Below are 18,617 nucleotides of genomic sequence, written 5' to 3' on the forward strand. Positions count from 1 at the left end.
GCGGTCGGACAAACTTCGTTCAAAGCTGCGCGAGCAGGCCGAGCTCCCTTAGCTTGTGCTGGTGCAGGCCGAGCGGCACCTCGTCGCCGCCGGGGTGGGTGAGGTGTTCGGTTGCTTGCGACCGCAGCTCGGCGGACGTCTGCGGGAACGCTGGGTAGGTCACGACCGACACGTCACCGCCGTCGAGATCGATGCCGTACACCTCGTGCACGTCACCGGCCCAGCCATGCGCGGTGATCCAGAACCCGAAACTCATTTGGTTGAGGTCGCCGCGGTCGAGCAGCTCGGCGACGTCGCGGGCATAGGACACGTTCGCCATGTCGGCGGCGACCGCGACCCCGCCCTCGTGCTCGGTGAGGGTGAGCGTGCCGCTCGCGGTGCGGGCGAGCAGTAGATCGGGGTTGTGGTTGACCAGAAAGCGGACGTCGGGCGAAGTTTCGAGGGTGCGCGAGGCGGCGCCGGGCATGATCCGCTCGCGCCACCCGCCCATGTCGCCCGAGAGCTGGTCGTAGACGATCGCCTGCCCGTGGAAGGACAGCCGGCCGTCGTCGCTGGCCCGCTGTACCTGCACACCAGACAGCGGGAAGGCGCGCAGCTCCCGGCCGGTGAGGACCGTGGTTGTCATGGTTTCCCTTCCGTGTCGCGCTGCTGGTCGAGTTCGGCGGCCACGGCGCGCAGCAGGGCGACGGTGGCGGCGACTCCGCCGTGCACGGTGTCGCGTTCGGTGTCGATGACCAGCACGCCGAGCTCGTGCTCGCGCTCGGAGTCGCCCAGCCGCACCCGCACCGCGAGTTCGCGCGGGCTCATGTGAACGTCACCGTGCAGTCGCATCCGGCGACCTCGTCGACGCCGAGCCGGTGATCGCGTGGCCAGCGGCCCCGCCGCCCGCCGACGGTGAACTGCTCATCGATCGCGACGGTCTGCCCGTCGGCGGCGGCATGACTTGGCCGGGTCTCGGTTCCGGTGCTGCGCCACGTCTTCGACTTCGCCCCGGCTTGGCGGGCTGCCTCGTGACGGGCGAAGTTGGTGACCTCGTTGACCCGACCGCGGGCGAGCTCGCCCGAGCGGGTTTCGATCAGCCGGGCGAACAGCTCGACGAGCGCCTCGCGGCCGGTGTCGTCGTCGGCGAGTGCCTCGCGGACGTCCTTGGTGATGGTGGTGAGGATCGTGTCGGCGGCGTGGTCGGCGTTGGTTTCCAGGTACGCCCGCGCCCACTCCACACGGAACGCCCCGCCGAGGGCGTGCGCGACGTCGTTGCCGACCGAGGCGGCCAGGGGCAGCGCGAGGTCGAGCAGCAGCGCGGCGAGCCGTTCGACCCACGAGGGGTCGCCGAGCTCGGCGTGCACGTCGGTGGCGTCGCGGGTCCGAGGTGCGCCGTGCACGGCGAGCACCTGGTCGCGGAGTTCGGTGAACAGGTCGGCGAGGGCCTCGCGGTGGCGGGTGACGTCGCCGGGTGCCTCGTCGGCCGGGGCGAGCGCGGCCCGCCGCTCGAACCGCGGGGCGGCGAGCGCGGCGCGCTGCACCGCGGGGGCCGTCTCTCCTGCGGGAACCATGTTGACCGGCGAGAGGTAGGTGTCGCCGTCGGCGATCGGGTCCTCGTCTTCGGCCTTCCTGACGTCGTTCGCGCTCAACCATCCCCATTGGCGGCCTTGGGCGTAGGCGTTGTAGCGGCTGGCAATGTCGCCGCGCACGAGTTCGTCGGTGTTGAACCGCAGGTAGATGTCGGCGGCGCCGATCCCGCGCAGACGGGCGGTGACCTTTTCCAGCCGGACGAGCCACGGCTGCAGCGCGTAGACGACGTAGCCGAGCGACTGCTGCTCAATGCCCGAGCCCCAACTCGTCGACTTCTCGACGTCGCCGATCATGTGCGGCGGAACCCCGTAGATCCCGGCAATGTCGGCGCGGGTGAGTTTGTGGGTGTCGATGAACGCCGCATCGGCCGGTGACAAGCTGACTTTCTCCCACCGGGCCCCGGCTTCCAGGATCGCGAGCCGATGCGACCGGTCGAACCCCTCGTGCAAGTCGCGCCACTGCTGCTCAAGCCGTTCGTAAGCTTGATCACTGAGCTCGTCGGGCACACTGACGACCCCGCCGGGCGAGGCGTCGCGCTCGAAGAACCCGCCGATGTACGAGGCGGCGGCCCACGCGGTACCGACCGACTGCCGCGCGAGCCCGATTGGCGACAGGCCCTCAAGTCCTAGGCCGAGCGCTCGGTAGTGCAGCATGTTCTCGGCGCCGACCAGGCCCCGGCGTTCGGTGATTGGCGCGAACTCGTCATCGGCCAGCGTGACCGCGTAGACCAGCCGACCCGAGTCGGTGCGGCGCGGCTCGACGCTGGTCGGTGCGATCGGCCACAGCCCGACCGGATCGCCGCCGCGGTTGCGCTGAACGTAGGCGTAGGCGTTGCCGCGCAACAGCTGCCAGGCGAGCAGCTGCCGAAAGAACTCAGCCGAGTCGAGGTTCGGGTTCGGGGCGTCGGTGATCAGCGGCACGAGCGGGTGATCGTCGACGCGGACCCGGCCGCCGGACTGCGCGCGGTACACGCCGACCGGCAGCATCGATCCGGTCTCGGACAACAGCCGCACGCAGGAGTAGACCGCGCCGATCTGCAGCGCTTTCTCGGGCGTGACCGACACGCCCGCGCTGCTGCCGTTGCCGCGCAGGGGCGGCATGGCGCGGCGGTTGCTGCTGCGGTGCTCGGCGCCGCGGCGGTTGAGTGCGTTGCGCAGGAACGGCATTCGCGTCTCACCTCCACCGGACGTTGCCGACGACGAGCAGCACCAGGCCGAGCACGACGAACCCGGCGATCGCCGAGGCGAGGAACCCGGCGACGACGAACGCGGCGAGCCCGGTGACCTCCGCGCCGATCTGCACCGCCTCAACCAGCGCCGTCCGCGAGGCTGAGCCGGGTGCCGGCCGCGCCTGCGCGGCTTCCCGCCGCCGGGAAGGCAGCAAGGCGGCGGCCCACGTGGTGAACACGGCCCACAGCCGGGCAATGCGGCCCGCTTCCGGTGTCGCTGTGGTCAACGTGATCACCCTCCGATGACGCGAATTCGGGGCTCGGGTTTGGTTTCCGGCCCGGACCGCAGTAGGTGCATGGCGAGGGCGTTGAGCCCCGAGATCGTGCCGTCGATGCGTTTCGCCGAGGTGCGGGTGTCCGGTTTGACGGGGCGCACGTTGCCGTTTTCGTCGCTGCGGACCTCGGTGCAGTCGATGCAGTACCGCAGGATCGGGTTCCCGCCGTGGCGGACGCGACCGGCGAGCACGAGTCGTTCGAGCGCCTTGCTCGGTGGGGACAGCGAGGCGTAGCCCTGCCGCACCGGTTCGAGCACGAGGCCGTCGTCGGCGAGCTCGTTGATCGTCTCGGTGGCGTTCCACGGGTCGTAGCCGAGCGCGGTGATCGGCCACCGGCGGTTGATCTGCGTGATGAGGTTGCGCACCGCCCGGTAGTCGACGACGTTGCCCTCGGTGGTGCGCAGCAGCCGCCCGAGCGGCCCCGGCTGCTCGGCCCACCGGTCGAACGGCACGCGGGTCCGCCGCGCGATGGCGGCGACGTTGTCCTCGGGAAGCCAGAAGAACGGCACCCACACGTGCTCGCCGTCCGGGTCACCGTCCGGCGGTGGAAACCACAAGCTGAGCGAGGTGAGGTCGGTCGTAGCCGACAGGTCGAGCCCGGCGAAGCACGGCCGTCCGTCGAGCGCGTCGAGGTCCACCAACCCGGCGCCCGCGTCCCACGCCGACAGGTCGAGCCAGCGGGCGCCGGTCTTGGTCCGCACGTTCAGGTGCAGCCGCAGGAATTCGTTCAGGTAGCCGGGCGTCACCCGCGCCCGGTTCGCCTGCCGCCGCAGGTAGTCACGCGAGACGGTGAGGCCGAGACCGGGGTTCGCCGCTTCCCACGTCGCCTCGTCGAACGGGTCGGCGGCCGGGTCGGCGGCGAACACCACGCCGAATGTGCTCGGGTCGTCGACGTGCCCGCCGTGCAACGCCTGCAGGTACTCGTACTTCTCCGCGAAGATCGTGTTCGTGGTGCCGTCGTCGGCGGTCGAAATGATCCACACCAACGGCTGCACCCGCGAGCCCGTGCCAGTTTCCAAGGCGTCGACGAGCCCGCGGTGCTTGTGCACGTGTAGCTCGTCGATCACGGCGCCGGACACGTTGAGCCCGTGCTGCCTGCCGCCGTCGCTGGACAGCGCCCGGAAGATCGCCGAGGTCGGCGGGTACTCCATCACCGACCGCTTGATACCGCCCGCCGCGCGCTTGCGGATCGCCGACGACGTCTCGGCCATCGCCTTGGCCGCGTCGTAGACCCGGCGGGCCTGCTGCCGGTCACCGGCCGCGGCATACACCTCGGCGCCCGCTTCCCGGTCGGCGCACCACAGGTACAGCGACAGCACCGAGGCGAGGGTGCTTTTCCCGTTCTTGCGGGGAATGAGCACGATGACGGTGCGGATGATCCGCGTCCCGTCCGGGTGTTTCCAGCCCAGCGCGGGCCCGACCTGGTAGCGCACCTGCCAGTCGAACAGCCGCACCGACGCGCCCGCCCACTTGCCGAGGGTGTGCCGCAGCAGCAGGCAGAACCGCAGGAACCTCTCGACCGCGCTCGGGTCGAACCACGCGCCCTCGACGAACCCCGGCGCACCCGGTTCGGGTGTCGGTTCCGGTGTGGTGAGGAACGGGGCGCCGGTCCACCCGGTACGTTCGATCAGCCCAGCCTCGGCCCACTCGTCGAGCTGGTCGGCCCACTGCTGCTCAGTCCAGCAGCGCCGCGCCGTCATCGTCTGCGTCTCGCTCGGGCAGCGTCATCCGCAGCCGGGTGTTCGGCGTGGTGCCGAGTTCCTTCGCCAACGCCTGCAGCGTCGAACAGGCGTCGCGATAGACCTGCCATGCGGGGTTTTTCACCCACCCGCGCTCGGGGTTGTGCACGACGAGCCCGTTCTCGTCGATGAGGGTGCGGGCCTGCACCCACCGCGACCAGGCGTCGCAATACGCGGCCAGCACCGCCCGGTCGAGACGGGCGAGGATGCCCAGCTTTCCGAGCTCGGGCACGACGCGCCGCCACTCGGCGCGGGCCTCCCGGTCAAGCCAGCTCGGCGGGTTCGGGGCCTGTGGCGCGGCCTTCACCGGCCGACCGGCCCCGGCCCGCGGCGGGGTGCCGCGCAGGTGCCGCACGTTGTCGGCGGCGGGCAGCGGACCACGCAACCCCATCGCACACACCCCTCTCGATCACTCTTTGCTCGCGCCGGCCAGAGCGGAACGTGACGACGTAAAGCACCCCGAAACCGGCGTTTCCGTGCGGAGCACCCCCCGCCCGGTCCAGAACCCCCACGTCGCGGAAGATCCACACCCCCCACCCGGTCACGAGTCGTGATCGCGTGCGCGCTGCACCGCGAACCACTCATCGATGAGCCCGTGCCATGCCGCGGGGCGATCTGCTGCTCGGGCTCGGGCGTGCGCGGTGTCGGCGGTGACGTCGAGGCGGATCACCTCGGCCCCGGCGACGAGCGTCTCGGGGTTGTGGCTGGTGGTGGTGATCCAGGCGCGGCCGAGGTGGCTCGGCCTGCGTAGCCGGGCGAGCACTGCCTCGCGGGCCTCGACGGCGAACGGCTTGAGCGCCTCGGGGTGGTCGTGCGAGTCGGGTGAGCCCAGCGCGGCGGCGAGCAGATCAAAGTCGACGACGAGCTCGCCGGGCCGGGCGTGGGTGCGGGCATAGGTGGTCTTGCCTGCGCAGGGTGGGCCCGCGATGACGGTGACCGGGGTGAGGGTGCCGGTGGCGGCGCGGTGGTCGGTGGCGGTCTTGGCGTCGTGGCAGGGCTTGGTCATGCCGCGGACGTTGGCGCGGTCGAACGCGAGCTCGGGGTCGCCGTGGTGGTCGCGGATGTGGTCGACCACGGTCGAGATGCCGCCGCAGCCGCAGGCGCACAAGGGTTCTTCGCTGAGCACCTGGTCGCGGAGCGCGGCCCACCGGGGGTCGCGGTAGACCCACCGCCACTCGGACCGGCGTTTGATGCCGCGGTCTTGGCTGCGTCTGCAGTCCGGGCAGGGGCGGCCGGTGCGGTCGGTGAAGCGGGTTCGGCAGGACGGGCACCGCGAGGCGGGTTTCGTGGGCATGCGTGCTCAGGCGTAGGTGCCTTGCTCCCCTCTTCCGGGCCCGAGATGATCACGGTTATGGGGAACGATCCGAGTAGTTGGTTCATCGCGCTCATCGGAACGATCGCGGGCGTCGTGGGGGCGATCGCCGCGGTTCTACAACTACTTCAGAAGCGTAAGAAGGGGATAGCCCCGAAGCGAAGTTCAACGCCACCACCTGTGTCGACAGCGCCGACGCTCGCGCACGCGACTGGCACGAGCAGCGACGTGTCGTGGCTGTCTGACGCCGATCTCGTAGCGTTTCAGTCCGTGGTTCCCGAGCTTGCTGACATGAACCTCGACGAGCTGCGCGCCACGGTCGCCCAGTTGCCCGCGGGTGTCCTCGCCGAGATGCGGGCGGACATGCGCACGCCCATCGACACCGACATACGTGAGTCGTCGGTCGGCATGATTGCGGTGTCCGTTTTCGCTGCGTTCTTGGAACTTCTCGCCTGGGTCGTCGCTGCTGCAGCTGACTTCCAGCCGATGAGCGCGCCTATCTTCCTCACGTTCGTGGTGCCTGTGCTTGCGGGAGCACTGGGAGTGCTCCTCAGCCTGATCTACATCTTCTTCTCAATGATGGAAGTCGACTGGGTCGGAGCCCTCGCGGCAGCCGTAGGGGCCTGTTTGTGCCTCGGGGTAGTCCTAACAAGTCTGCACTTCACTGGTTTGATCACACTGCTATGAGCAGGAGACCAGGCCCGTGATCAGCGAACGCGCGTGAAAGGGATCTCGTACCGAGAACACCCGGTGAGGCATCGGGATAAACCGTGCTTTGAGCACACGTCACCTGAGCACCGCCATTCTCACCACGACCACGGCCGAATGTCGACGACCACGGGGAAAGTCGGCCGGTCAGTGTCCACTCTGGTGTGTGGCTGACGCATCGAGGGGTTCGCAGCCCAGCACCGCGGCGAGGTGTTCGAGGTGCGTGGTCGGCCACTGGTGGCCACAGGACAGGCAGGTGCAGCCCGTCGTGCCATCGACCCACAACGCGGGCTGCAGCACCGCCTCGCCGGTCGTCGGATCGGTGCGGTACACGGTGCGGACTTCGCACACCGGGCAGGCCGCGGCCAAGTGCAGCCGTCGGGGCGGGTCGAGCACCGCGAGAATCGAGCGGACCCAATCGGAGAGGAACCGGTGAATCGGCACCAGGTCGTCGAGCTCGGTCAGCGCACCGGCGGCGCGGGCGATCGTGTGCACCCGCTGCCGCAGGTCGGCCGGTGGTACCTGCTCGGTGAGGTAGCGGCACCACGCCGACGATTCGACCTCGATGCGGGCGAGCAGGTCGACGACTTCCAGCGCGACCGGCGCGGTAGCGGGCCCGCGGCGGGTGCCGCTGCGGGTGGCGCCGTGCTGCCGGGCGGCGGCGAGCTGGTCGAGCAGCGGCGCGGCGCGGTGCGCCGTGGTCGAGCCGTCGTCGCGCAGTAGCAGCCGCCGCGCCGGGTCGGCGAGCTCGGCGGCGGCGTCGCGAATGTCGTCGTGCAGGGCTCGGGTGGTGCGGGCGTCGGCGACGCGGTGCGCGGTCATCGCGGGCTGTTCTCCTGTGCTGGGGTCGTTCCGTATCCGGCGGCGCGGAGCAAGAGCACCAGGGCGCCGAGTTCGAGACACACCAGCGCGCGAGCAGCGTCGCTGGTGTAGAGCTGGGCGGTACCGCCGTGCGCGGCAGCGAACAGGCCGTGCAGGTCGGCGACGGTGATGTAGGCCCACCAACGGCCGGGGTTGGCGTAACCGGGGCGGCGCTCGACGAGCACCCCGAGGTCGGCCCCGACCGCGGCGGCTTTGTCCTCGACTTCGGCGAACCATGCCGCGATGCGGTGCGAAGCGTCGTACTTCACCGACCACACCAGTCCGGGCGTTTCACGAATGTCGAGCGGGTCGGCGGCGGTGCGGGTGGCGGTGCGATAGCCGTTGTTGACGTAGCGGTCGGCCTTGGGCCACCCGTGCTCGTTGAGGTAGCGCGCGACCCGGCGCTCGGTCTCGATTCCCTTGCGCCGGTTCGACCGGCCTCGCGCTGCTGCGGTGGTGGTCACCTCGTGCACCTTCCTGCGTCGGGTTCGGGATTCTCGCGGTCGCGGTGCTGTGCGCGGCCGGGTCACTGCGCCGGGGCCGCTTCATCGGGCAGCCGCACCTCGCCGCCGTGCAGCGCCGCCCGCAGCAGCGCCGAGGCGAACCGGAGCAGCCCGAGGTCGCCGCGGTGGTCGGCGAGGGTGTCGTAGTGGGCGCCCAGCGATCCGGCCGCGCCGGGGCTGAGGGTGATCTCGACGTCGGTCTCGGTGTTGCGATGCGGGGCGAACTTCTGTTGCAGCTCGACGAGGTCCGCGGCATAGGGCGGGTGGGCCTCGGGGGCGGCGTAGCCGAGTTCCTCGTGCGCGTACTCGTCGGTTTCCCGAGCGAGCCATCGCGCGGCCCGAGCGGACACCCGGACGACAACCATGAGCGTCTCCTTTCGTCGCGACGTGCAGGGCTAGAACGGGGCCGGGTCGACGGTGTACGGGTCGAACCCGATGACGGTGCCGCCGAACGCCTCGGCGAGGGTGAACAGCGCCGTCGACTCCGGTTCGCCCAGCGGCGCCGGAAGGTCATCGGCCTCGCGGCGGCGGGCGCGCTCGACGAGCCGCGCGATCACCGGGGCGTGGGCAGCGTCCACACCTTCCGGGGCAGGTGGGGTGTCGCAGTGGTGCGCCACCAGCACCGGCGGGCGGGGCCGCCGCGCATCGCCGTCGATGCGGCCCGCGGTGCGCACAGCGAGCCCCTCGGCGATGAACGCGAAGCTCGACCGCCCGGATAGCCGGGCGGCCAACTCGGCGCGCGGGGTCACCGGTACCGGGTCGACGCGGTAGGGCAGGCCCTCGGCGTGCCCGGTCAGCTGCAGCCGGCCACACCGCGGGCAGGGTGCGCACCGGGGCCGGGTGGTGATGAACGAGCGGGTGTCGGTCATGGTCGGTTCTCCCTGGTCACGCAGCGGTTTCGGGTGTGCGGGGGGCAGGAGGGGGCAGAGGGGGCAGGTTTTCCACCCTTTTTCCTGTGCGCGCGATCGGGGGAAGAGGAACTTGCCCCCACCTGCCCCCGTGCCCCCTTCACTCGTCCCACCTCGTCAGGCGGGCGCCGGTGAACCCGCGCATCCCGCGGCGTTTGGCGGGCTGCAGTGGGTGCCCGTAGACCTCGACGGCGGCGGCCTCGACGCGCTCGTAGAACGCTGCGGCGCTGCCGGTGTGGTGGCCGTGCTGCTCGGCCCACCGCTGCCATTCGCTGTAGAGGCTTTGCCGCGGCAACCAGGTGTGGCGGTCGGCGGTTGTGGAGTCGGCGAGGAACGCCCGCACCGGGTCGGCGACTTCCCGGAACTCGCGGGTCGCGGCCTCGACCGTGGCGGGCGGGTCGAACGAGCCGCGCCGCATGACTCGCTGCAGCCCGGCCACCGCGTGAGCGAGCAAGCCCTGCAGCTCGGCGGGTGCGTGTAGCCGGGCCTCGATCGAGCTGTCGGCGGTGCCCCGTGGAAAGTGCGCGGTGAAGGGCAGCACGAGCCACCGGGAAAAGAACCCTTCCGAGGTGTCGGCGGTGCGAGGGAGCGCGTTGAACGCGGCGACCATGAGCGCCCGGCAGGTGAAGGTGAACGGCTGGCCGTACTTGCGTTCGGCGGTGATCGCGTCGCCGCCGGTGATCTGCTTGAACGTCTCGGTCGCCTTGAACACCTTGGGGTCGACGTCGCCGACGAGGTTCGCGAGCTTGCCGTGCAACTCGGCGGCCCGAAACCGGTCCTCGTCGAGTGCTTGCGGGGTGACGGCTGACAGGTTGGCCGCGCCGATGAGGTCGCCCAGCAGCCGGAGGAACGTGCCCTTGCCGTTGCGTCCGCGCCCGTAGAGCAGGATCGCCAGGTGCAGCGGGTTTCCGTTGAACAGCGCGTAGCCGATGACCTCGTGCACGAACGGCACCGCTTCGGCCGGGAACACCTCGCGCAGCCATGCGTCGATGGCCGGGCAGGTGGCCTCGGGGTGCCATTCGACGGGGATGCGGGCGAGGTTGGGCACCTCGGGGTCGTGGGGATGCAGGCGCCCGGTGCGCCAGTCCAACAACCCATTCGGCACGTTGAGAAATCGGGTGTCGAGTCCGGCGTCGGTGAACTTCGGTTCGCGTGAGCGCAGCACGTCGAGCACGTTGCTCGTGTGGGATCGCCGGTAGCGATCACCGACGAGTTCGACCACGCGGGCGGTCACGATGCGTTCGCCGTCGCCGCGCCACGCGCCGCCGGTGTAGCGGTAGAGCTTGCCCGCCTCGTCGGTGGCGACCGGCCCGTAGGTCTCGACGGCTTCGGCGAGCGCCACGATCCGCACACCGGTGTGCCGGTCGAAAAACGTCTCGGGCGAGACCACGGGGGCCGGGGCGAGCGCGGCCGAGCCGTCGACGGCGAGCGGGGTGATCGGGGCGGGTTGCTGGCCTCGGTCGGCGTCGACCTTGGACCACCAGCGAGCGACCTCGTCGGCGAGCCGGTCGCCGTACTTCTCGCGGCTGGGCGGGTAGTTCGCGGCGATCGAGAGGGTTTGCCCGTGGCTGAGCCCGGAGTCGTAGCAGGCGGCGACGAGGCGGGCGTGCGCCTTGGACCGGTCGAGCGTGTCGGGGTGGTCGAGGGCAGCCTGCACACGCCGCGGTAGCGGGTCGGGCGCGGCTTCCAGCAGCACCGGCCGCACCGGTGCCCCGGCCCCGGCGGCGGGGGCGTCGAGGGGAATGCCGAGCAGCTCGGCGAGCTCGGCGGGTTCCCACACCCGCCCGGACCAGTGGCCGGCGTCGGTGACCAGGCTCGGCGGAGTGGTCTTGTGGTTGCGGGTTCCGGGCATCCGCAGCAGGGACTCGTCGGACCACTTCGCGTCGCCGCCGAGCCGGTCGGCGAGGGTCTTGTTCAGCCGGGTGTGCAGCCCGAGGTCGACGGGTTCGGACAGGGGCACGTAGATGTGCTGGTGTCCGGGTTGGCCGCTGTGGACGGTGTAGGGCTGCAGGGCGGCGAGCAGCTCGGGGTCGGCGGGGTCGCCGTCGAGGTCGGCCCAGCACACCGCCGGGGGTAGCGCGTCACCGCGGCGGCGCCGGTCGGTGTACCGCACCGCGGGGCACACGTAGATGTCGACCCGTTCGCCGCTGGCGTCGAGGTGGGTGAGCTCGGCGTGCAGCTGGTCGGCCTCGGCGGGCCAGGCGAACCGGGTCTCGGCCCATTCCTCGTGGGTGTAGGTGCCGCGTTCGTTGACGTAGCCGCGGTAGCCGAACGCCAAGGCCAGGTATCCGGGGCGGTCACCGAGCACGGCGGCGGCGTAGGTGGTGGGCAACGGCATCGCAAGCGGGCCTTTCGCGAACGGCGTGAACGGGGCGGCGGTGTCGAGGGGTGCGGTCAGGTGCCGCACCATCCCGAGTCGCAGCCGCCCGCGCCGTCATCGACCAGGGGCAGCAGTTGCACGCCCTCGTCGACGACGTGCCGGAGCGGTTTGCCGTAGCGCGTCAGGTACACCGGGTCTTTGCCGAGGGCTGCCCGGCGCCGGTTCAGCGTGTCCTCAAGGTGGGTCGCGCGGTCGAACAGCTCGGGCTCGTCGGCGCGCTGCAGCTCCCACGTGTTCACCCGGTGCAGCGGGCAGAAGAAGCACGCCGATTTGATCGGCACCGGGAGGCAGGTGAAGTTCGAGCGGCGCAGTTGCGCGGCGACCGAGGGGTGCTGTTGGTCGACGGTCTGCCGCAGCCGCCGGGCTAGCACCGGCGGGAGCGGTTGTGTGGTGATCAGGCGGGCGCAGTCGGTGCGGTGCATCCCGAGGTCGAGCAGCGGATACTCGATCCGCTCGTGCGCCTCGGCGTGGCGCTTGTTGGCGCGCTCGATCTCGTCGACGGAAATGCCGATGTTCACCGTCGCGGGGTTCTCGGGGGTGGCGCCGTGTTCCCGTAGCCACCGGCCGACGACCTTGATCTTGAAATCCGCGGTGCAGGAACGGGTGCCGGGTGCCCCGTTGGACATGCGGACCGGAATCGGCAAGCTGCGCGATCCGGGGCGCATGAGGCGCTGCCACAACGTCTCGGGGGCGCCGTTGCGCTTGACCCGGTCGAGCCGGTACACGGGAACACCGCGCTCGGCGGCCCACGGCACCGCGATCTCGCGGACGTAGGCCAGCGTGCCGGGGTGCTCGCTGTCGTCGCCGGTGTTGGCGAACAGCGCCGCGTCGATGCGCAGGCGTCCGGTGGCGGCGAGCACGAGCATGGCTGTGGACTGCACCCCGCCGCCGTAGGAGATCACCGAGAGACTCATGGTCACCGTCCCTTGTGGTTGAGCCGTTGCTGCCGGGCACGCCCCGTCCCCTCGTCGAGGCGTGCCCGGTCACCTCGGCTCACGCCGCGGGCGGGGTCTGTCCTCCGCTGATCTGCTGCAGCAACGCCTGCACCGCCGGGTCGTTCGGGTTGATCGCCTGCTGCGGCATGGCCGGCTGCGGTGGAACCGGCGCGGCCTGCGGCTGCTGCTGCGCCACGGTGGCGGGCGGTGTCGCCGGTACTGCGGGCTGCGGCTGGTCGGCCCCCGCGGCGGCGCGCTGCGCCCGCTCGGTGTCGAACCGGTCCGGGTTGGCCTGCGCCCACGCGGCGGCCTTGTCCAGCTCGGCGCCGCCCAGGGCTTCAACCGTGATGTAGGAGTTCCCGCCCGAGGCCGAGCCTGTCCACACCAACTTGATCGGGATGGCCTGCCCGACGTACGCCTTGAGGTTGTCGACGACGGCGCCATTCATCCACAGCACGTCGACGAAAACCGAGTTCGTCGTGAGGTCGGCGACGTCGAGCACGACCGCCTCGCCGCCGTCGGGCTTGTAGCCCTTCTCATTCGGGTTGCTGTTGAACTTCGTCTTCACGCCGGTGCGGTGCTCGCGCACCTGGACGATCAGCGGCTTGTCGACGGCTTCCTTAGCGGGCAGACGGTCGCCGGTGGAGTTCTCGCGCGGGGCGAATCCGGTCAGTTCCATGATGTTCCTGTTCTCCTGGTTGGTGATCCCTGAGCCCGCCCCGGTCGGGGGCGAGGGGTCTAGCGGGCCATGTGTCCGGGGCAGGTCGCGCCGACCGGCGTGCCGGGGGCGAACCACGGGCACCAGGTGCACCGGTGCCCGGTCGCGGCCGGAATGTGGCCGTAGTGGTCGGGGTGGCGGTCGACGTCGAGGGCGCACGCCGCTTCGAGCACCCGGTCGTGCCGAGCGAGGGCCTCGGCGGCGATCGCTGGGTCGAACGGCTCGGCCCACACGTGCAGCCCGGCCAACATGCCGCCGCGCGGGTAGAACGCGAGGCAGACCTCGCTCACCGGCAGGCCGAGCCGGGCAAGGCCGACGCCGTAGAGGTGTGCCTGCGCCCGGTACTGCTGCGGGGGCCCGTTGCGCTTGTACTCGCGCATCGCGGTCTCGCCGACGACCTTGTGATCGATGACTCGGGCGGTGTCGACGTCGTAGAGGTCGCACGAGCCCGACAGGCCCTCGCGGATCGTGACCCGCGTTTCGACGAGGTAGCGGATTCGGCCTAGCCAGGTGTTGGCGGCGAGGAACGCCTCGGCGAGCCAGGCGTGCACCGCGGTTCCGACGATGGCTGGCCACGGGTCCGAGCCGGTGTTCACCCGCTGCTCGCCCATGAGCCGGTACGCCAGGCGCCGCGGGCACGGCTCACCGATCTCGGACGGGCCGAGCGACGACTGCAGGCTGCGCGGCGCGAGCTGGTCGTGACCGCGGATCACCTGCCGCAGGGTGTCGGCGGCCGGGTGCTCGCCGCGGGCCGTGGCGGTGCTGAAGGTGGCGAGCTGCATCGTCACTCACCGACCAGCGTGAACCGGTAGCTCGTGTGCTCGCTGGTGTACCGCTCGGCGATCTCGGGGTGATCGTGGCGGAACGCCTTGGTGTTGAGCCTGCGGGAGACCACCGGCGTGTACTTGATCGCGGGTTCGCCGCCGATCGTGCCGACCTGCGCCCCGGCGCCGCTGAGGTGCTCGACGAGTTTCTCGCGCACGGCCTCGGCGGTCTCGGTCCACTTCGCGGCGTTGTCCTTGGCGTAGCGGTACACCTTGACCCACTCGGCGAGCTCGTCGACGGCGGTGCTCGCCTCGGCAGCGTGGCCGGTCATGAGCGAACCTCGGCGCGCACGTCGCAGTGCATCCGCACGAGGACCGGCACGAGCTGCGAGAGTCCGCCGAGGCCGTGCTCGTGGGCGTACGCGACGAGCAGATCGCCGAGCCGGTCGGGCTCGTTGTTCAGGGCGGCCACGACGGCGCGCATCGCGATGACGAACACGGGCGGGGCCTGGTCGACGTCGCCGTGCAGCGAGTCCAGCACCCACAGCCCCTCGCAGTCCGGGCGACCGCACACACAGGTCCGGTCGGTGTGCTCGGTGATGACGGCGGCGATGCTGGTCGCCCCGGCGGCGGCGAGGTCGAGCAGAGCGCGCTCATGGTCGCCGGTCTCGATGCTGTAGGTGGTGATCAGCACGGCGGCGAGCAGGCGCTCGCGGCGTTCGATGGCCTCGGTCGCCCGCAGGAACAGGGCGGTACTCGCGGCGGCGCGATCACTGGTGTGGGGCGTGGTCTCAGAACGCGAAGAATTCTCAGTGTTCATGCTGTGCTCGCTTCCTGGGAATGGATTTCTCGCAGGGCGTGAGGGGGAAGCACACGCACGTGTCTCGGACCCGAGACGAAACGATGTTATGAGCGCCGTTCAGCTTTGTCCGAATAGGCCGAATTGATCAGCGCTGGCCGATGCATTCGGCGGAACGTTCAGCGGTTCGGCCGCCCGGCTTGCACCCTTGCTTCTGCGCGGCCTGCCGACGCCTGCGCGAGGCGAGCAACGTCGCTTCGCGGTTTCGATCTTCCAACCAAGCGCGAATCGCGCCGATCTCGATTCGCCCCTTTGTCCATCCTCGTGGCGGCTGGATCACAACCAGTCGGCCCGCGCTAATCTCGCGCCGGAGTTCACGCAAACTAATGCACATGATCTCCGCAGCCTGCTCGTAGGTGACCCGCTCCGACAGAATGTCGGCGATCTCCTTCTCGCTCGCCACCATCGTGCCTTTCCCCCTTGATCAAGACATGCATTACCGCCACCGGAATGCGTTGGGGCTGCGAAAGCGGAACGTATGCCCTACGTGTGCGCGGCTACAGACTCCCCACATTGTTGCGCCTGCGCGCCGCTCGCTTTCGCTAGTGTGTTCGGTTCGTAGCTACAGCCTTACTGCTGATCGGTCCGAGTTCAAGGACATCCGCGAATGTTGGCCGGGCAGCGACAAGGCAGCGTGAGGGCTACGGCAGGGCTACACGCAAAATTGCGCTAATCGGGTGATGGATCTTGTGGTTCATGATCTCACCGGCCACAACGCGAGTACCCCCGTACGGACTAGTGCAACCAGTCCTGCACGGGAGTACCATTCGCGGCCCTTGTGCCTGATCAGGGTCACCTAAGCGGCAACCAGCTCGGCCGATTCGGCCAACTCGGCCGGCTCAGCCGGTTCGCCCGACTGGGCGCCGTGCACCCGGTCGAGAGTTTCGAGCAGCTGATCGACCTCAAGCTCATCGATATACCGCTGCGACGTGTCCAATCGGCTGTGCCGCAACAGCGCCTTGATTGCGTACGCGGACGCCTCGTTTTCCGCGAGGTACGTCGCGCAGGAATGCCGCAATTCGTGGAACTTCGGCATTCGCCCGGACAGTCCGGCAGCCTCGCAGGCTTTGCGGAAATGCCGCCGCAAATAGGCTTGCCCCAACGGTTTGAGCGAGCCGTCACGACCGACATAGCTGAAAATGTGCCCACTCGGAAGCGGCGGGAATTTACGCAGATGCTCGCGCAGCACCTCGACAATTTGCGCCGCGAGCCCGACCCATTGGTCATCGCGCCCATTCTTCGCGCCGACCCGCTCGGTTCCGTCTTGGAACATGATTTGCACAATTTGCAGCCGGGCGCGGTCGAGATTCAGATTCTCGATGTGCAGCCCGCAGACTTCACCGATCCGCAGACCGGTGTACCAGGCCAGCAGCACCGGCGCCCGCAGCCGCTCGTCGAGCTTCTCGACGACCTGCAGGATCTCGTCGAGCGTGACGATCCGGGCCCGGTGCCGTACCTCGGCGGGGCGCTCCACACCCTGAGTCGGGTCGTCGCTGCGCAGCCCCTCGACGATCGCGGCCTGCATGAGCTTGTTCAGCACCACCAGCCGGACCCGGATCGTGCCGTCGGACCGGCCCCGCCGCTTGAGGTCGGCTTTCATCGCCCGCACGTCCGCCGCAGTGATCGCGGCGACCGGGGTCTCTTCTCCGAAGTGCTTGATCAGGGCTCGGACGTTGCTGCGGTACGACTTGTTCGTGTTCTCCGAGTAGGCGAGATCATCGGCCCACGCTGTCGCGAACGCGCCGAACTTGCAGGACCGCACCCGAGTCTCGCCGCGGAAGTACGCGGCGTTCTCGCGCTCCATGTCCTGCCACCAGCGGTTGCCCTCGCGCAGGGTGGCGAACGTCTTCGTGCCGCCGATCTTGCGCTTGCCGGGCTTGCTGAAGAAGTCGTACCACTCAGCGCGGTAAGGCTTGGCCGCGTTCTCGCGGCCCTTCATCAGATAGCACGTGCCCATGCTCGTCCGGTCCCTCTCGACTCAGACGCGCACACGTGGGCACTAACGGCGACCGTAGACGGACGGCGGCGGGCTGTCGAGCACCGGTGTTGATCTTGTGGGTATTTCTCGCACCCACACCCACACCGTATGGCCAGAGTGGACGGTGCCCACACTGCCCGTGACCTGCCGAAACAGGTCTACCCGACCCCACCGCCGCCACCGCCTACAGTTACGCGCGAAATCGCCCACGAGCCGGAGCCCCGCCGCAGCATGCTCCCGACCACGCGACCAGGGCGCTGCCGACCGGTCGGTACAGCGCCCCTCCCCGACGCGCCGACCGGCCACCCTCCCCGTGCAGAATCCGCCAGCACCCGTTGCGGGGAGGGGTCAGGTGGGCTGGTTCTCCAGGGCCACCATCGCCACCCACTCCCTTCGGGTGGGGGTTCGGGCCTTCGGGCCTGATTCGGCGATGTGGGCGCGGAGTTCCGGGGGTAGCGCTATGCCGTGGTGGGCCAGGTAGTACGTGGTGAGGTCGGACCAGATCCAGGTTCCGTCAGTGCGGAGGTTCACCGGGACCACCGGTTCCTCGTCGTCGGCGAAGAGGTCCGGGAGGAGTTCGTCCTCGTCGGTCAGGGGTTCGCCGGAGTCGAGGTAGGCGATCTGGGCTTCGCGGTCCGGGCCTTCGGGCTCGCGGTTCGGGTTCGTCTCGTCGAAGCGGGCCAGCTCGATGGCGGGTCGTGCGCCGACCGCGTAGATCTCGCGGCCCTCCACCAGCGCCGCCGCGTGGTAGTGGAATTCCAGCTCGCTCTCCGGGTGGAACACCTCCACCTGGGGGCTGGGCGCGCCCGCGTTCCACAGCAGGTCGGCGAGTTCGGCGGCCAGCACGTGCGGTTCGGCGCCCGCCTGAGTCTCCACCAGGTGCACCAGGTGGCCGTTGCGCGCGGTGTCACCCTCCGGGTGCCGTCTCGCCTGCCACGCGGTGTGCTTGCCCGGCTGTGACGCCAGGTAGCTCGCGACGACGTCCGCGCAGATCACCGCGAGGTCGCCCGTCGCGGGGCCGAACTCCCACGCCACCACCGCGCCGCGAGCGTCGTCGGGGATCTGGGAGATCAGTTCGGTCAGCGCCGGGTCGGCGCAGTCGAGCAGGACCTCGCGGGCCTCCGGCGGCATCGGTTCGTAGCCGTTGTAGAAGGTGTGGGCGATCAGCCGCGCCGCGTGCGCCCACTGCCCGGCGGCCAGCCAGCGCCGTGCCTGCCAGACCGCGTCGTCGGGCAGCAGCGGCGCGAGCCGGAGCAGCAGCTCGTGCCGTGCCTGGTCCTGTTCACCCATCCCGCACCTCTCATCAAGCCGAGTAACCGAAACCGGGGACTACGCCGCGGCCTTGCGCACCGCACCGGCGAGGACGCGCATCGACGCCGCCGAACCGGGGTTGATCAGCACGTCGACGCCTTCGTCCGGCAGCGCGCGGGCCAGCTCGGCCGTGGTCGCATCCCGCCAGCCCGCGACCTGCACCCGTTCGCGGTGCGCAGGAGCCGTCGTGGCCAGCATCGAGGCCACTCCGTCGGGGGCGGGCGCGACGACCGGGTCGCCCGCGTCGTCGATGGCGATCCCGAACACCGCATCGCGCAGCACCGACAGCAGCTGCTCGGCCGCCAGTTCGCCCCTGGCCGCCAGATGCAGCGCGGCGTCGACCGGGTCGGTCGGCGAGTCCGGGCTGGACGGCACGTAGTCAGGGTTCGCGTGGAAGCGGCCGGTCGTGCCGTCGGCGTCGACGTGCCAGCCGCCCACCACCGCCTCGCGCGGCGGCTGCCGCGGGTCGCCGCTCCAGGCCGGGTCGATCAGGAAAACCCACCGGGGCTCTTCGGCATCCAACGCAACGGCCTCCCACCTGCGATCAACGCCTCCGAGGATGGTCG

22 protein-coding genes are annotated in these 18,617 nt (G+C 70.2%); 1 reads left to right on the forward strand and 21 read right to left on the reverse strand.

Features of this window, described 5'->3' with window-relative positions; all coding sequences use genetic code 11:
• Positions 1–19 precede the first annotated feature (19 nt).
• From C4T78_RS26430 to C4T78_RS26460, 7 genes are all read right to left on the reverse strand, one after another.
• Positions 20–625: an HK97 family phage prohead protease gene (locus C4T78_RS26430; RefSeq protein WP_093354405.1), complete on the reverse strand. Its 606-nt coding sequence runs from the start codon at positions 623–625 to the stop codon at positions 20–22.
• Positions 622–807: a hypothetical protein gene (locus C4T78_RS26435; RefSeq protein WP_093354407.1), complete on the reverse strand. Its 186-nt coding sequence runs from the start codon at positions 805–807 to the stop codon at positions 622–624. The genes C4T78_RS26430 and C4T78_RS26435 overlap by 4 nt, the downstream gene beginning before the upstream one ends.
• Positions 804–2,738 carry a phage portal protein gene (locus tag C4T78_RS26440; RefSeq protein WP_093354409.1) on the reverse strand — a complete coding sequence of 645 codons (1,935 nt, stop codon included), beginning with the start codon at positions 2,736–2,738 and terminating at the stop codon, positions 804–806. The genes C4T78_RS26435 and C4T78_RS26440 overlap by 4 nt, the downstream gene beginning before the upstream one ends.
• 7 nt (positions 2,739–2,745) lie before the next feature.
• The gene (locus tag C4T78_RS26445) at positions 2,746–3,027 is read right to left on the reverse strand and encodes a hypothetical protein (protein ID WP_143185905.1); all 282 of its coding nucleotides are present in this window, start codon (positions 3,025–3,027) and stop codon (positions 2,746–2,748) included.
• Positions 3,028–3,032: 5 nt separating this feature from the next.
• The gene (locus C4T78_RS26450; RefSeq protein ID WP_093354414.1) at positions 3,033–4,775 is read right to left on the reverse strand and encodes a terminase large subunit; all 1,743 of its coding nucleotides are present in this window, start codon (positions 4,773–4,775) and stop codon (positions 3,033–3,035) included.
• Positions 4,750–5,205, reverse strand: coding sequence for a phage terminase small subunit P27 family (locus tag C4T78_RS26455; RefSeq protein ID WP_093354417.1), 456 nt, complete (start codon positions 5,203–5,205; stop codon positions 4,750–4,752). The genes C4T78_RS26450 and C4T78_RS26455 overlap by 26 nt, the downstream gene beginning before the upstream one ends.
• 150 nt (positions 5,206–5,355) lie before the next feature.
• Positions 5,356–5,889 carry a hypothetical protein gene (locus C4T78_RS26460; RefSeq protein ID WP_143185907.1) on the reverse strand — a complete coding sequence of 178 codons (534 nt, stop codon included), beginning with the start codon at positions 5,887–5,889 and terminating at the stop codon, positions 5,356–5,358.
• A 276-nt stretch (positions 5,890–6,165) separates the two neighbouring features.
• Between C4T78_RS26460 and C4T78_RS26465 the strand changes: the two genes are divergently transcribed.
• Positions 6,166–6,813 carry a hypothetical protein gene (locus C4T78_RS26465; protein WP_143185909.1) on the forward strand — a complete coding sequence of 216 codons (648 nt, stop codon included), beginning with the start codon at positions 6,166–6,168 and terminating at the stop codon, positions 6,811–6,813.
• A 168-nt stretch (positions 6,814–6,981) separates the two neighbouring features.
• Here the strand turns inward: C4T78_RS26465 and C4T78_RS26470 are convergent, their stop codons facing one another.
• The 14 genes from C4T78_RS26470 to C4T78_RS26535 all read right to left on the reverse strand — a co-directional run bounded on the left by C4T78_RS26470 (position 6,982) and on the right by C4T78_RS26535 (position 18,573).
• Positions 6,982–7,656, reverse strand: coding sequence for a DUF7340 domain-containing protein (locus C4T78_RS26470; RefSeq protein ID WP_093354423.1), 675 nt, complete (start codon positions 7,654–7,656; stop codon positions 6,982–6,984).
• Positions 7,653–8,159: a hypothetical protein gene (locus tag C4T78_RS26475; protein WP_143185911.1), complete on the reverse strand. Its 507-nt coding sequence runs from the start codon at positions 8,157–8,159 to the stop codon at positions 7,653–7,655. Before C4T78_RS26475 ends, C4T78_RS26470 begins: the two co-directional genes overlap by 4 nt.
• Before the next feature lie 62 nt (positions 8,160–8,221).
• Positions 8,222–8,563 carry a hypothetical protein gene (locus tag C4T78_RS26480; RefSeq protein WP_093354428.1) on the reverse strand — a complete coding sequence of 114 codons (342 nt, stop codon included), beginning with the start codon at positions 8,561–8,563 and terminating at the stop codon, positions 8,222–8,224.
• Between the two features lie 30 nt (positions 8,564–8,593).
• Positions 8,594–9,067: a hypothetical protein gene (locus tag C4T78_RS26485; RefSeq protein ID WP_093354431.1), complete on the reverse strand. Its 474-nt coding sequence runs from the start codon at positions 9,065–9,067 to the stop codon at positions 8,594–8,596.
• A 139-nt stretch (positions 9,068–9,206) separates the two neighbouring features.
• On the reverse strand, positions 9,207–11,444 hold the full coding sequence (locus C4T78_RS26490) for a DNA primase family protein (protein ID WP_177247649.1): 2,238 nt from the start codon (positions 11,442–11,444) through the stop codon (positions 9,207–9,209).
• Between the two features lie 56 nt (positions 11,445–11,500).
• Positions 11,501–12,400, reverse strand: a complete 900-nt coding sequence (locus C4T78_RS26495; protein ID WP_093354435.1) for an adenine nucleotide alpha hydrolase family protein — start codon at positions 12,398–12,400, stop codon at positions 11,501–11,503.
• Between the two features lie 79 nt (positions 12,401–12,479).
• Positions 12,480–13,100: a hypothetical protein gene (locus C4T78_RS26500; RefSeq protein ID WP_093354438.1), complete on the reverse strand. Its 621-nt coding sequence runs from the start codon at positions 13,098–13,100 to the stop codon at positions 12,480–12,482.
• Positions 13,101–13,159: 59 nt separating this feature from the next.
• A complete protein-coding gene (locus C4T78_RS26505) occupies positions 13,160–13,927 on the reverse strand; it encodes a PD-(D/E)XK nuclease family protein (protein WP_218161625.1) in 768 nt (255 codons plus the stop codon).
• On the reverse strand, positions 13,924–14,235 hold the full coding sequence (locus C4T78_RS26510; protein WP_093354442.1) for a hypothetical protein: 312 nt from the start codon (positions 14,233–14,235) through the stop codon (positions 13,924–13,926). Before C4T78_RS26510 ends, C4T78_RS26505 begins: the two co-directional genes overlap by 4 nt.
• On the reverse strand, positions 14,232–14,723 hold the full coding sequence (locus tag C4T78_RS26515; protein WP_093354445.1) for a hypothetical protein: 492 nt from the start codon (positions 14,721–14,723) through the stop codon (positions 14,232–14,234). The genes C4T78_RS26510 and C4T78_RS26515 overlap by 4 nt, the downstream gene beginning before the upstream one ends.
• A 127-nt stretch (positions 14,724–14,850) precedes the next feature.
• Positions 14,851–15,168, reverse strand: a complete 318-nt coding sequence (locus tag C4T78_RS26520; RefSeq protein WP_093354447.1) for a hypothetical protein — start codon at positions 15,166–15,168, stop codon at positions 14,851–14,853.
• A gap of 390 nt (positions 15,169–15,558) precedes the next feature.
• Complete coding sequence (locus C4T78_RS26525) at positions 15,559–16,701, reverse strand: tyrosine-type recombinase/integrase (protein ID WP_181138262.1); 1,143 nt, start codon at positions 16,699–16,701, stop codon at positions 15,559–15,561.
• A gap of 387 nt (positions 16,702–17,088) precedes the next feature.
• A complete protein-coding gene (locus C4T78_RS26530) occupies positions 17,089–18,030 on the reverse strand; it encodes a hypothetical protein (protein WP_093354452.1) in 942 nt (313 codons plus the stop codon).
• 39 nt (positions 18,031–18,069) lie between these two features.
• A complete protein-coding gene (locus tag C4T78_RS26535) occupies positions 18,070–18,573 on the reverse strand; it encodes a type VII secretion system-associated protein (RefSeq protein WP_235863628.1) in 504 nt (167 codons plus the stop codon).
• Positions 18,574–18,617 lie beyond the last annotated feature (44 nt).

The organism is Saccharopolyspora kobensis (genome assembly GCF_900108315.1).
Classification (GTDB): Bacteria; Actinomycetota; Actinomycetes; order Mycobacteriales; family Pseudonocardiaceae; genus Saccharopolyspora; species Saccharopolyspora kobensis.

Coding starts and splice junctions, on each gene's coding strand:
- C4T78_RS26530 (WP_093354452.1), bottom strand. CDS start 18,030: ATGGGTGAACAGGACCAGGCACGGCACGAGCTGCTGCTCCGGCTCGCG.
- C4T78_RS26485 (WP_093354431.1), bottom strand. CDS start 9,067: ATGACCGACACCCGCTCGTTCATCACCACCCGGCCCCGGTGCGCACCC.
- C4T78_RS26480 (WP_093354428.1), bottom strand. CDS start 8,563: ATGGTTGTCGTCCGGGTGTCCGCTCGGGCCGCGCGATGGCTCGCTCGG.
- C4T78_RS26515 (WP_093354445.1), bottom strand. CDS start 14,723: ATGAACACTGAGAATTCTTCGCGTTCTGAGACCACGCCCCACACCAGT.
- C4T78_RS26450 (WP_093354414.1), bottom strand. CDS start 4,775: ATGACGGCGCGGCGCTGCTGGACTGAGCAGCAGTGGGCCGACCAGCTC.
- C4T78_RS26455 (WP_093354417.1), bottom strand. CDS start 5,205: ATGGGGTTGCGTGGTCCGCTGCCCGCCGCCGACAACGTGCGGCACCTG.
- C4T78_RS26500 (WP_093354438.1), bottom strand. CDS start 13,100: ATGGAACTGACCGGATTCGCCCCGCGCGAGAACTCCACCGGCGACCGT.
- C4T78_RS26525 (WP_181138262.1), bottom strand. CDS start 16,701: ATGAAGGGCCGCGAGAACGCGGCCAAGCCTTACCGCGCTGAGTGGTAC.
- C4T78_RS26510 (WP_093354442.1), bottom strand. CDS start 14,235: ATGACCGGCCACGCTGCCGAGGCGAGCACCGCCGTCGACGAGCTCGCC.
- C4T78_RS26470 (WP_093354423.1), bottom strand. CDS start 7,656: ATGACCGCGCACCGCGTCGCCGACGCCCGCACCACCCGAGCCCTGCAC.
- C4T78_RS26520 (WP_093354447.1), bottom strand. CDS start 15,168: ATGGTGGCGAGCGAGAAGGAGATCGCCGACATTCTGTCGGAGCGGGTC.
- C4T78_RS26430 (WP_093354405.1), bottom strand. CDS start 625: ATGACAACCACGGTCCTCACCGGCCGGGAGCTGCGCGCCTTCCCGCTG.
- C4T78_RS26440 (WP_093354409.1), bottom strand. CDS start 2,738: ATGCCGTTCCTGCGCAACGCACTCAACCGCCGCGGCGCCGAGCACCGC.
- C4T78_RS26495 (WP_093354435.1), bottom strand. CDS start 12,400: ATGAGTCTCTCGGTGATCTCCTACGGCGGCGGGGTGCAGTCCACAGCC.
- C4T78_RS26435 (WP_093354407.1), bottom strand. CDS start 807: ATGAGCCCGCGCGAACTCGCGGTGCGGGTGCGGCTGGGCGACTCCGAG.
- C4T78_RS26490 (WP_177247649.1), bottom strand. CDS start 11,444: ATGCCGTTGCCCACCACCTACGCCGCCGCCGTGCTCGGTGACCGCCCC.
- C4T78_RS26465 (WP_143185909.1), top strand. CDS start 6,166: ATGGGGAACGATCCGAGTAGTTGGTTCATCGCGCTCATCGGAACGATC.